Raw genomic sequence first — 12,866 nt, 5'->3', positions numbered from 1 at the left:
AATTAGAAGATTCGGCACCCTGCAACTATTTGCATCTTCAACTGGTCTTTAAGCTTGTTCTCAGAACGCTCTTCTATCATTACAGCAACATCAATCGACCAAAGGGAATAGTACCCTTGGCGGCTCTAACGCTCTGCGCATAGCGCCGTTTTGGAGGTGCTGTTTGGTCTAAACAGAAAGGACGAAAACAATGGAGTTTTCATCAAAGCATGCACTCGCAGCGTTCGCGGCAGCAATTGTGGTCGCTGGCGGTGGTAGCGCAGCTTCACCAATCGTATGTGGCAAACACAGAACCGTGTACCGCGGCGATACCAGGTTGACGTCGATGACCTCGCCATCTCACGCGCTTCCCGGTGCTGCGATGGAACTGAAACCAGTCAACGCGGGCGCGTTGGTCGACTTGATGTGGCGAGCGGCTCGGGATGCGGCTTCACACGCTGAGCACTGCGAAGCATTAGCCAAGTGGAAAGCCCATCAGGCCTCAGCTCACCCCGAGGTAGCTGAGTTGAAGGCGGAGGCTGAGGCTGCTGCGGCGGCTGCCGAGCAAGCCCGCCATGATGCCGATGCTGCGGCGCAGGCGGCGCAGGATGCCCAGGCCGCGCTCGACGCGATGACAGCCACCCAGGCTGAGGCGCAGGCTGCTGCAGCCGTCACCAACCAGGCCTACCTGGATGCGAAGGCGGCGGCAGAGGCTGCAGCCGCCCAGCAGCAGGCCTCCGAGGCGGCCAAGGCGGCCGCCGCGCAGGCACTGGCCGACGCGCAGAGTCATGCGGACACGGAGCAGCAGGCCTACCTGGATGCCAAGGCCGCTTTGGATGCTGCGATTGCCCAGCAGCAGGCGGCCGATGCGGCCAAGGTTGACGCCGATGCCGCACTTGCTGACGTGCAGGCGAAGGCTGCGGCCAACGACAAGGCCCTCGCCGAGGCCAACAACGCCTTGGCCCAAGCAGACGAGTTGGCTGCCCAGGCGCTGGCAGCGAAGACCACCGCCGATGCGGCGCTCGCTGAGGCCCAGCGGGTGGCTGCTGATGCTGCGGTGGCAAAGGATGCGGCCACGCAGGCCGCCGCTGACGCCGGTCAGGCCGCTGATGATGCGGCGGCGGCGGTGACCGCTGCCCAGCAGGCGTTTGCTGCTGCACAAAACAGCGCTGCCGCAGAAGATGCTTCCTATCAGGACGCCAAGGCGGCATTGGATGCGGCCTCGGCTGATAAGACGGCCAAGGACGCGGCCAAGGCTGCCGCGGATGCGGCGCTGGCCGATGCGCAGGCCGCAGCACAGGCTGCCGAGGCTGATATGTCGGCGAAGCAGGCGGCGATGGTGACTGCCGATGCGGCCGCTGCCGATGCGTTGGCCGCCAAAAACACCGCCGATGCCGCACTGACCGACGCGCAGACCGCAGCACAGGCTGCCGAGGCTGATATGTCGGCGAAGCAGGCGGCGATGGTGACTGCCGATGCGGCCGCTGCCGATGCGTTGGCCGCCAAAAACACCGCCGATGCCGCACTGACCGACGCGCAAGGTGTGGCTGCTGCCGCCGACCAGACGTTTGCCCAGGCGAGCGCGACCCAAAGCGCATCCGACAGCACTGCTGCGGATGCGTTGGCCGCCAAGACTGTTGCTGATCAGCAGGCCGCGCAGGCCAAGACGGCCGCAGACGCCGCGGCTGCGGACAAAGCCGCCAAGGATGCCGCCAAAAGCGCAGCCGATATCGACAAGTCGGTCAAGGATGCCGACAAAGTGGCGGCCGATGCGGCGCTCGCTGAGGCCCAGCGGGTGGCTGCTGATGCTGCGGTGGCAAAGGATGCGGCCACGCAGGCCGCCGCTGACGCCGGTCAGGCCGCTGATGATGCGGCGGCGGCGGTGACCGCTGCCCAGCAGGCGTTTGCTGCTGCACAAAACAGCGCTGCCGCAGAAGATGCTTCCTATCAGGACGCCAAGGCGGCATTGGATGCGGCCTCGGCTGATAAGACGGCCAAGGACGCGGCCAAGGCTGCCGCGGATGCGGCGCTGGCCGATGCGCAGGCCGCAGCACAGGCTGCCGAGGCTGATATGTCGGCGAAGCAGGCGGCGATGGTGACTGCCGATGCGGCCGCTGCCGATGCGTTGGCCGCCAAAAACACCGCCGATGCCGCACTGACCGACGCGCAGACCGCAGCACAAGCTGCCGACGTCACAGTGGCCGGCGCCCTCGCGGATAAGGCGGCCGCTGACGCCGACAAGGCGGCTAAGGACGCGGCCAAGGCGGCCGCTGACCAGGACGCCGCCAATGCACTCGCTGCAGTCCAAGCCGCTGATGCCGATAAGTCGGCTAAGGATGCGGCGAAGGTGACTGCCGATGCGGCCGCCGCGGATGCGTTGGCCGCCAAGACCGCCGCCGACGCCTCGCTGGCGGCTGCGCAGGCCAAGGCCGACGCGGCTGATGCTGCCGCAGCGCAGGTACACAGTTACGAAGGACCGGTTCAAGCGGCCCTGCAAGACGCACAGACTGCAAAAGCAGACGCGGACAAAGCGCTGAGCGACGCGCAGGCCGCAGTCGATGCCATCGAAAAGGCCAAAGCCGATGCGGCGGCCGCCGATGCCAACGTGCAGAGCACCCAGGCCGACTACCAGCAGGCGCAAGCCACCGTAACGGCCACCCAGGCCCAGATCGACCAGGCTCAGGCGGATGTCAACTATTACGCCTACGACCCGATCGGCAAGGCCCAGGACTGGGCCTCGGGGTACACCCTGCAGGCAGCAGCCCTAGACCGGCTCAACGCGGCGCGGGCACAGCTAGTGGTGGATCAGGCTGCAGCGGCTGAGGCGAAAACGGCCGCTGATGATGCGGTGACTGCCCAGGCCGCTGCAGATGCGGCCGCGGCTACCGCGGTGAGCCAAGAGGCAGCGGCCAATGCGGCGGTGAAGTCGGCGCAGCTGCAAGTTTCGGTCGCCGATTCCAACCTCGCGGCCGCAACGCAAGGCGCGGCGATGCTGCCGCAGATGATCGCTGATGCGGATGCCGCCAAGGCGTTGGCGGACAAACAGTTGCAGGACGCTGCTGCGGCCGCGGCAGCCGCCGATGCGGCAGCTGCCGCCGCCGACCAGCAAGCCGCCGACGCGACTGCGGCGGCCGAGCAAGCCGCCCAGGCGAAAACTGACGCCGACCAAGCAGCGGTGGACGCCGATCAGGCTGCTGCGCAGGCGCTGGCCGCCCAGGCCGACGCGGATCAGAAGGCCATTGATGCCCAGAACGCCGTCACGACCGCTACGGAAGCCAAAGCTGTTACCGACGCGGCGTTAACACAGGCGACGACGGTGGCTGCGGATGCTGACGCGGCCGCGGTCGCTGCCGACCAGAACGCTGCCGAGGCGACAGCCACGGCCGAGCAGGCCGCGCAGACGAAGGCGGCCGCCGATCAGGCAGTGGCCGACGCGCTGCAGAATGTGGCTGACGCTGCTGCGGCGAAGACCGCTGCGGACCAGAGCGTCGTTGATGCCCAGGTGGCCGCTGATGCAGCCGTGCAGGTCAAAACTGCCGCCGATGCGGCGGTGGTGGATGCCCAGGCGGCAGCCCAGGACGCTGCCGCTGTCAAGGCAGCAGCCGACCAGAAGGTCACCGAGGCGGCCGCCGCACTGGATGTGGCCACCACCAACACTGCCGCAGCCGAGCAGGCGTTGGCCGACGCGCAGCAGGCTGCTCAGGATGCTGCTGCGGCCCAGACCGCCGCCGGCCAACAGGTGATCGATGCCCAGGCCGCCGCTGACGCCGCGGCCGCGGCCAAGGATGCTGCCGCCAGTGCGTTGGTGGATGCCGAACGGCAAGCCACCGAGGCTGCCACGACAGCCCAGGATACCGCCGATAAGGCACAGGCAGCCCAGGTTGCCGCGGACGCGGCCAGCGTGGTCAAAGCCGAGGCCGACCAGGCGGTGACCGACACAGCCAAGGTGGCTGCCGACGCTTCGGCCGCCAAGGACGCGGCTGATGCCGCCGCCGCGGCGGCGGACGCTGCTGCTGCGCAAGCCGCAGCAGTCAAGGCCGATGCCGAGCAGGCATTGGCTGCAGCGAACCAGGCTGCCTCTGAGGCAGCGTCCGTCTCGGCGGCTGCGGACCAAAACGCCGCCGAGGCAAAGATGGCTGCAGATGCCGCGGCCGCAGCCAAGGACGCTGCCGACAGTGCGCTGGCCGATGCCCAACAGCACGCTACCGACGCGGCCTCGGCCTCCGATGCCGCAGCCGCGGAGGCCCAGGGTGCTGCGCAGGCGGCGGCTGACGCATCGGCTGCAAAAGAACTGGCCGACCAGAAAGCCGCTGAGGCCGATAAGGCTGCCCAGGATGCACTGGCTGCCAAGACTGCCGCGGATCAGGCGGCTGTTGAGGCCAAGGCGGTCGCCGATGCCGCCGCGGCCTCGAAAGCCGCTGCAGACAGCGCGTTGGCCGAGGCTCAACGCGCTGCTGGCGACGCGACGACCGCGTCGGAGGAGATCAACGCGACGGTGATCGCTGCGGAACAGGCCGCTGCCGATGCCGAAGCGGCCAAGAACTTGGCCGACCAGGCCCTGGCGGCAGCCGATCAAGCAGCCAAGGACGCACTGTCGGCACAGCAGACGCTGGCTGAGGAGGCCGCCGACGCCAACACGGCCGCCGAGCAGGCGGCCGCGGCGAAGGATGCCGCAGATGTCAAGGCCGCAGAAGCTACCGCAGCCGCTGCAGCGGCCGCCGAGCTCAAGGACGCCGCCGATCAGAGTGCGGCCGCCGCGCAGGCTGCTGCCGCGGACGCTGAACTGGCGAAGGTGGCTTCCGATAGTGCGTTGGCCGATGCACAACAGGCGTCCCAGAACGCTGATGCAGCGAAAGACAGTGCGGATCAATCTGTTTCCGATGCACAACAGGCGTCCCAGGATGCGGCGGCGAGTAAGGACACCGCAGACAAGGCGCTAGCAGATGCCCAAGACACCGCGACGGCCGCAGCTCAAGACGCCACCAGTGCAAGCGAGAACGCGTCGGCTGCCGAGAAGGCCGCCGCTGATGCCGAGGCCGCCAAGGTCGCCGCCGAGCAAGCGTTGGCAGATGTGGGCAAGGCTATTCAGGATGCCCAAAAGGCCAACGACGCGGCCGCGGCCAAAGCTGACCAAACTGCCGGTGCGGCCCAATCAGCGATCGAGGCCGCCAAGGCCGCCCAGGCGGCCTTACGGCAAGCGCTGGATGCCTACAAGCAGCGCCACCGTCATCCCGTGCTTGGGCTCGTCCACCTGATCTTCCATCATGGTTTACCCCATACTTGGCAAGCCCAGCCACACCGCCCGGTGTTCGGTCCCCGTGACCTCATCGTGCGTATTGGCGAGCTGCAGAAGACTGGTGGACCCCTGTTCGGCCACGGAGCGACGGGACTACCCGACCTCACAGCTGGCATCAGCAGTCTGCTGTCGGCCAACCCTGATGTCGATGGTGACCGCCTGCACGTACAAGCGACGGCTGACAGCAGTCACGCGGCCACGACCGGACAGGACAACCTCGAGGGTGAACGGGCAAGCGGCTCCTCGACCAGCTTGTCCGCCGAAGATGCTGGTGCTCAAGCTGGCACTGCCGACTCCCATGACACCAGCCAGTCAGAGTCGACCACGGCTGAAGCTGCTGGTACCGCCAGCAAGAGTCCATTCAGCACCCGGATCGGCGAAGCTCGCGATGTCACTGGAGCGATCGGCCAGGAAACTGTTGCGACTGATGGCGCCGTCGGCGACCAGGCCAACAGCAGTCCTGCCGACTCGGCCACGAGCAAAACCGGCGACCCGACGGCAGGCAACGGAAAGCCAGCCGACCCGACGGCAGGCAAGAGCAACGGCGGTGCACGCGGGCCCGCAAACCGCAGTGCGGTCGACAACGGACCCAGCTCATCGCCTGCCACGGCCAGCAAGTCACACGGCACAGATCAGGCTGGCTCCGCCAGACACATCGGCGGCGCGGGAAAACCCGACAATGCGGCCAAGAACGGCGCCAAGTCGGTGACCAAGCCGGGTCGAGCCAACGACAGCAAGCCCTCAAAGGCCTCGTCCAGCGGCAGCTAGAGGAGAGGCGGCGGCGAGGTGTGCTCCGAGTACATCTCGCCGCCGTCACAGCAACATGGATTGTGGTCAATCCCATTGTCTGCGTGCTCATTTGTGAAACGGACCTGTCGCGCTGCCAGGTGGGCGTGTCGGCTCCGGTCGAAAAAGTGAGCAGGTAGTTCCGGGGTGGCGCCGCGGCGACCTAGAAATCCGGGCCCATGAACCAGGTATTCAGCTGGAGATTAAGGGCTTTGCGGCCAGGCGTCCAGGATTGCGGACGTCGACCGGTTCAGCCTTCCCGCACGCGGCCATGCTGCCATTGGCGGTCGTTATACACGCGGCACAGACCCGAAGACGAGACGAAATCTGTGCTGGCCGAGACAAGTTCGCTGCCGCAATCGTCCGCGCGAGATTGGATCTGACCGTCGCGCTATGACCAAGCATCGTGCCGATCACTCCGACTTTTGATAACGGCTGCCAGGGTCAGATCCACCGGCAATCGCACAATGCCGTGGCGAGTCTTCTTATGCGCGAGGACAAGTGAAGGTCCGTCTTGCAGCGAGCGCGATTGCACCACAGCACCGTACGAGGTCCGCAGGAGTGACCGGATACCGCCGGATGGGGGCCTCGGCCCATCAACGTTGGCGCTCCTTCAGCAAAACGCCACGATTTCTTCGCCTGCTTCGTCGAAGTTGAAGACCTGGCCTGTCCCGTGCGCCGGCGTTCTGATGTCGAGTCCACTACTTGGCCGCTGCTTGTATGGTTGGTCTCCTTGGCTTGGCCATTGAGATCACCGTTGACATGCAGGAGGACGGAATGCCGGCGTCAGAGAGAGTCGACGCAGCAGCGGCCGATGAGGCAACTCTGGCCGACCGTCTGTTGGAAGCGGCGGTGCTCGAGATCGCCGAGTCGGGCTTAGATGGGCTGAGTCTACGTTCGATTGCCCGCAAAGTCGGCGTGTCACACCAAACCCCCACGCATGTGTTCGGCAGCCGCGTCGGATTACTTACTGCGCTCGCGGTTTGTGCGATCCGGCTGTTGCGCGACCACATTTCCGCGGCCGCGGAAGCGGCCCGTGCCAGGGTCGCAGACGCCAAGGATGTCGTGATTGAGATCGGGGTCAGCTATGTGGTTTTTGCGGACAACAATCGCGCGCTGCTGTCGCTTCTCGGCCGTCCAGAACTTGTGGACTCGCAAGATCCCGAGCTAGTCCAGGAACGCGAAGCCACCTGGGTCGTGCTGACCTCGGCGATCAGGGATGCGCAACTGCAGGGCTGGCGGGCCGACGAACCCCCCGAGGTGGTCGCGTTGATGTGTTGGAGCATCGTGCACGGCACCGCGTTAATCTGGCGCGACGGACTGCAACCCTCAGCTCTAAAGGACTACGACGTGGAGCAGCTTATGCGTAGCATCGGCAGCCTTATCTGAGACAACTCCGCAGTTTGACCAGTGAGATCGGAAGCACAGTCACAGGTCGAGGACCAGTTTGCCGTGACCAGTGCGATCCGCGGCACGCGAGACGCAGGTCAAGATTGCACCCTCGTCGCGTTCTGCCGCGGTGAGCAGACTGTCGCGATGGTCCACCTCACCGGCTAGAACCGTCACCTTGCATGTGCCGCAGAATCCTTGCATGCAGGAGTACGCCGTCGCTGCGGGATCCTCCCGCAAGACGGCCGCCAGAGCGCTCTCCTGGGCGGATACAGCGATCGACCGGCCGCTGCGGGCCAGGACGACTGTGAAACGATCGCCATCGACCACCGGTGGAGCCGAAAACCCCTCGTAGTGCAGTTCCACGTCCTCGCGGCCGGTTAACGCGCTGCGAAGCAGTTCCAGCATCGGCGTAGGCCCGCAGCAGTAGACGCTTGTGGAAGCCGGAAGGTCTCCCAGCAGATCGACAGTAGTGGGCAGGCCGTGCTCATTGTCAGTGCGTATCGTGACTTTGTCACCGAAGGCGGCGACGTCATCGATAAACGGAAGCGAATCACGGCTGCGTCCGGTGTAGACCATGGACCATTCCAGGCCGAGGCGTTCGGCGGCAACGACCATGGGCAGGATAGGGGTAATCCCAATGCCTCCGGCCACGAAACGCAATCGGCGTGCAGGCGAACCGTACCCGGGTATTGACATTGGTAGTCCGTTGCGGGGACCGGTGACTCGTACCAGTGACCCGACCGCCAAAGTGTCGTGGACCTCGATTGAGCCGCCACCACCGTTGGGAACACGGCGGACTGCGATGCGGTAACTGTCTCGATTTGCGGGGTCACCGCACAACGAGTACTGGCGGATTCGACCGGAGGGCAGAAGCAGGTCCAGGTGCGCACCGGGCGTCCACGGATCCAGCTCCACGCCGTAGGCCGAGGTCAATGTCAGAGCGACGACGTTCTCGTCATGCGCCACGGTGTCGCGGCGAGCAACCCGCAGAGTGCGAGTCCGATTGATATCGGCGACTTCGGTTGTCCGCTTCAATCGGGGGAACGTGCCAAACCACAGTGTGGAGAATTTGTTTGCGACGACTAGCAACGGATCACGGCGGTAGCGACCGCGGACATGCGCAGGTACCTGCGTGATCGGCCTGTGTTCCGGCAGGAAATGCGATTGACGCGTGTTCATAGACCAGCGTTCCGCACGCCGGCCGACGCAGCCAGGTACGCCACTGCCTGAGCGGTTGACCCGACCTCTTCGGGGCGGAATCCGGGGCGGAAGTAGCTCAGCGTCGTGGTGAGCATGAACCCGACATTGGGCAGCAGACCACGGAGCATAGCGCTGAGTGCCTCTCTCCAGATCCGTAGCAGGCCGTGGTTGATGTGCGGATCCTCGCGCAAAATGAAATACGCACCCCGCATTACAATCACGAACAAGCCCACTGCCACGCCCAACATCGCACGACAACGATGCAGGTAACTATCGTCGAAATAGGTCGCGACATCGTGGGCCACGCTGCGATGCTCCATTTCCTCGGCGCCGTGCCAGCGCATGAGGTCGGTCATGGCAGGGTCGGCACCATAAGCGGTCCAGTTCGAGTTGAGGGCGAAATCTCCGAGGACGGCCGTGTAGTGCTCGATGGCCGCGATCAGCCATAGCCGCTCAATAAGATCGTTGCGACGTAGCCGCGCCGACTTGCGTTTACGCGGCGCGAGCATTCGTCGGAACAAGAACTCGACTTGGCGCAGAAACGGACCCGTGTCGACGCCGTGTTCCTCCAGGAACTCGCTGACTGCGCGGTCATGAGTATCAGCGTGGATGGCCTCTTGCCCGATGAAACCGCGCATATCCCGCGCCAGCTTCTCGTCTTTCACATGCGGCAGCGCCTCGGTGAATGCCCGACAGAACCAGCGCTCTCCCTCGGGGACGATGATGTGCAGCGCGCTGAGGACGTCGGAAGCGACAGGCTCGCCCGGAATCCAATGCAACGAGGTCCTGCTCAGATCAAATTCGACGTTCCTCGGGCGCACATCGATGTCGCTTGGTTCCTGCACGGATGGCATGCTGCCCATCTGATGCTCCTTGTTCGTTCGGCACACATCGGCTCCTTGACACTGTCACAGCGGAATGTGACAGTGTCAAGGAGCAGGAATGCGTGGAGCGATCACCCGATAGGAGTTTCAGACCCATGCTTGGTTGGCGTTGCAAACCGTTGTGGCTTCGTCGTTGGAGGCTCCGCCTCGGTGCCGGCTGCGGTTTGCGGCTGACTGACGTGGTTTGGGCGAGCTGATGGGCCTGGCTGACCGCGCTCGCAGCGGCGCGATCGAAGCGGTGCGAAAGATTGTGTCCGGCTACGCTGAGCGCGGCGCGGCGGCGTCCGGGCTGCCGTTCGACCCGGCGTTCGATTTGAGGCCATTCGTCGGGGCCCGGCGATACGGCTGGACCCACTACGGTGTCATGATTCCCGATCTGCCCGAACCTCACCGCTATCTCAGTGTGATGATCATGGCCGGAATGCCCGGACATCGCGCCTTCGAGATCGATGAAGTGGTCACCACCAGCCCACGCGACACCGCAACGGTCTGTATCTCGACCGCCGCCGAGGGGGCCGAGTTCTACCGGGCCATGTCGATGTCGAAAGACTGTGTCCTGCGAGCCAACGGCGAGGACCTACGATTCGGGCCTGAGCTGCACATCTATGGGCGATTTCCGCATATCTCTGTCGGCATCGACATCCCCGGTATGTCGGCCCATCTCGACTTCTCTTTCTTCGCGCGCGCGACGTGGTTCGTCAAAGGCATGCTGTATGACCACCTCAGCCTGCTCGGCGACTACAATGGGTGGGTCGAATCCGGCCAATCACGTTGCGACATATCCGGTTTGGGTAATGTCGAGTACGCACGCAGTGTGGGGCCCTACAGCGTGTGTGACAAGTCGCTGCCGACCGCGATGAAGCTGCCGATGGACTTCTTCACCTATCACGTCGTGCAGCTGCGCGACGATTCGCAGTTGTTGTTCTGCCGGGTCGGCCTGCTGAGGGAACCGGTCGGTGACATCGTGCTGGTCCGTAGCAGAAACGGCGAAGGCGATTGGCGAGTTAACGATGTCACCGGCGACACCGTCTTCTACTACGTGGAGCAATATGAGGACGAACCCCTAACCGACGCCGGTGGGCACCGCATGATTCTCCCGCAACGCTTCCGCTTCGGTGTGCGCGAAAAACTGACCGTCACCGGAACCTACGACTGTCCACCGCGCTACGGTGTCGGTCGCGGATACATCAGTGGCTACTCCGCCGAGGTACGGCAGGGTGACGAAACCTATTCAACCCGAGGATATTCCGAGTACGTCGACGTGCGGAAGGGCTGAGCTACATATCCCTGCCGCGATACCAGGGAACGCCAAAGATCGTTGCTACGTGGCCGCTTAATCGTGAACCGGAAAAGGGCCCGGATGGGGTTTGGAGATCGCGTTGTCACATGGGCTGCAGCGCCGTGGTGCGCAGGCGGGCGGCGGCCGAGTGAAAAACCTGTACTTACGGAAGGTAAGTCCTTGCCGTCGACCCGAGTTCTATCGGCTAGGTGTTGTGACCTGAGAGGTTGTTGTCAGGCGGCGAGCCGGCTGATGGGTGGTTGTCCGCCCAGAGCGGAGTGGCCTCGTTGAGTGTTGTAGCGGTGCAGGAATCGGTCAAGTTCTCGGGTGCGCACGCTGTTTGAGGTCCAGGGGCGGGCGTAGGCCCATTCGGTGAGCAGCGTCCGGTTGAAGCGTTCTGCTTTGCCGTTGGTCCACGGGCGGCCCGGTTTGATGAATCGACGTTTGAGCCCCCAGGCCGTGCACACCCAGCCCCAGTCGGTGCCGCGGCGGTAGACCAAGGCGTTGTCGGTCAGCAGCCGTCGCACCCGCACGCCGTGGGCTGAAAACCAGGCCACTGCTCGGTGCGGGAACCCCGCGCAGGTCGGGTCCTTCTCGTCGGCGAGCACTTCGCTGTAGGCCAGTCGGGTGTGGTCGTCGATAGCGGTGTGGACGTAGTCGTAGCCAATCTTGATCTTCTTGTGCCGGTTGGCCACTGACACTGCGGCGTCACGGCCATGCAGCCGCCACCCGCCGCCTTTGGGGATTCGGCCCAGCTTCTTGACGTCGACGTGGACCAATGAGCCCGGCGTGCGGTGTTCGTAGCGATTGGGGCGGCGCCGCGTGGAGCGCACCGACTCTCCGGTGATCGGGTCGATCGCCGCCAGATGCGGCACCTGGTGACGGGCCAGGATCCGTCCAACGGTGGACGGATTCAGACCGAGTTCGGCGGCCAGCACGACAGCACCGCGCTTGCGGCGCCGCCGAGCGGTGAGCACCTTCTGCTCGACCCGCGCACTGGTGCGGTTGGGCATCCGGATCGGACGCGAGCTGCGATCGACCAGGGCCGCATCGCCGCCGCTTTCGTATCGACGCAGCCACTTATAGACCGTCGCTCTCGAAATGCCCAGTTGTTCAGCGACATGCGCGGGCGGCCAACCAGCAGCGACACGCTCAACGATCAAGCGACGAGCGAAGACGTTGGTTCGAGCGTTAGCGTGAGACACGAGGACCTCCTACGGGTGAATGCCAGACACATCCACTCCGTCAGGAGGTCCTCCCATATTTCAAGCAGGCACGCCGTCAACAACCTCTCAGGTCGTTACAGCTAGGTGGTGCCGTCGACCCCAGTTCTGTCGGCTAGGTGGATGCTGCGAGACCTAGCACGTACTCATTTGAAGAACAAATCCACTGATAGACAGTAAGATTGGTGTTCTTGGCTCGCCGCCCACGTTGGAGACGCCCGAACGGGCGCTCGTGTTAGCAAACGTTTCAATGTCAGTAACCTTGGAGTCCGCGTATTTCGTGGGTGTCGCACTGATTCGTGGTCGGTCCGTTCGTGAACTTGGACGGCCGCACGGCGCCACCTGAGTCCTCGTCAGGTCCGCGAACATTTCATATGGGTCATCACGTCCTGCCATCCGGAAGAGCCGATGGCGCAGGGACCTATTCTGGCTAATTACCTTGCAATGCAAGTGCGTTGGTATTCGCTTCCCCGGACTGTGCCTGACGCTCGCAACTGGTTGAGAAGGACAGCATGTAGTGGCTTCCTCCTGAAGTTGGCGTTTCGACATCGTCGGCGATCACCGGCGCGATCTCGATGACGCCGGCGCCCTGGACCGGCAGGACCAGCACGGCGTCGCGCGCTACGGACGGCGGGACGACCGCACCGAACCGGCCCACCCAATCGGCGGGCACCGGGGAATGGTCGAAAACCCGCGGGATCCAGCGGTGGCCACCGGCTTCGACCAGCGTCGCCAGGAATCGCAGCGCCCAGCGCCGGGTCCGACGTTCCCCGATTACCGCGGAGGCGACGGGGCGCAGCGGTTGGTACGTCCAGTCGGGCATCGCG

The 12,866-nt window shown here is 64.6% G+C and carries 6 protein-coding genes and 1 pseudogene; 3 read left to right on the top strand and 4 right to left on the bottom strand.

The window, feature by feature from the left end:
• Positions 1 to 361: 361 nt before the first annotated feature.
• Together BN4332_RS30600 and BN4332_RS30595 are read left to right on the top strand one after the other, a co-directional pair.
• Positions 362 to 6,043: an efflux RND transporter periplasmic adaptor subunit gene (locus BN4332_RS30600; protein ID WP_160110965.1), complete on the top strand. Its 5,682-nt coding sequence runs from the start codon at positions 362 to 364 to the stop codon at positions 6,041 to 6,043.
• Positions 6,044 to 6,799: 756 nt separating this feature from the next.
• The gene (locus BN4332_RS30595) at positions 6,800 to 7,450 is read left to right on the top strand and encodes a TetR/AcrR family transcriptional regulator (protein WP_160110964.1); all 651 of its coding nucleotides are present in this window, start codon (positions 6,800 to 6,802) and stop codon (positions 7,448 to 7,450) included.
• Positions 7,451 to 7,489: 39 nt separating this feature from the next.
• Here the strand turns inward: BN4332_RS30595 and BN4332_RS30590 are convergent, their stop codons facing one another.
• The gene (locus BN4332_RS30590) at positions 7,490 to 8,632 is read right to left on the bottom strand and encodes a PDR/VanB family oxidoreductase (RefSeq protein WP_066903728.1); all 1,143 of its coding nucleotides are present in this window, start codon (positions 8,630 to 8,632) and stop codon (positions 7,490 to 7,492) included.
• Positions 8,629 to 9,516: a metal-dependent hydrolase gene (locus BN4332_RS30585; protein WP_066903726.1), complete on the bottom strand. Its 888-nt coding sequence runs from the start codon at positions 9,514 to 9,516 to the stop codon at positions 8,629 to 8,631. The genes BN4332_RS30590 and BN4332_RS30585 overlap by 4 nt, the downstream gene beginning before the upstream one ends.
• A 205-nt stretch (positions 9,517 to 9,721) precedes the next feature.
• On the opposite strand from BN4332_RS30585, the gene BN4332_RS30580 reads away from it, so the two are divergent.
• Positions 9,722 to 10,813 carry a DUF6670 family protein gene (locus BN4332_RS30580; protein ID WP_160110963.1) on the top strand — a complete coding sequence of 364 codons (1,092 nt, stop codon included), beginning with the start codon at positions 9,722 to 9,724 and terminating at the stop codon, positions 10,811 to 10,813.
• Between the two features lie 236 nt (positions 10,814 to 11,049).
• On the opposite strand, the gene BN4332_RS30575 is transcribed toward BN4332_RS30580, so the two are convergent.
• Positions 11,050 to 12,021 (bottom strand): IS481 family transposase, encoded by a 972-nt coding sequence (locus BN4332_RS30575; protein ID WP_066903722.1) that lies wholly within the window; start codon positions 12,019 to 12,021, stop codon positions 11,050 to 11,052.
• A gap of 562 nt (positions 12,022 to 12,583) precedes the next feature.
• Positions 12,584 to 12,862: pseudogene (locus BN4332_RS30570) on the bottom strand (hypothetical protein); the annotation flags it as partial.
• Positions 12,863 to 12,866 lie beyond the last annotated feature (4 nt).

Source organism: Mycolicibacterium houstonense, from assembly GCF_900078665.2.
GTDB classification, from domain to species: Bacteria; Actinomycetota; Actinomycetes; order Mycobacteriales; family Mycobacteriaceae; genus Mycobacterium; species Mycobacterium houstonense.
Note: the sequence above shows the minus strand (reverse complement) of the source record. Positions and strands in the feature narration are given on the sequence as shown.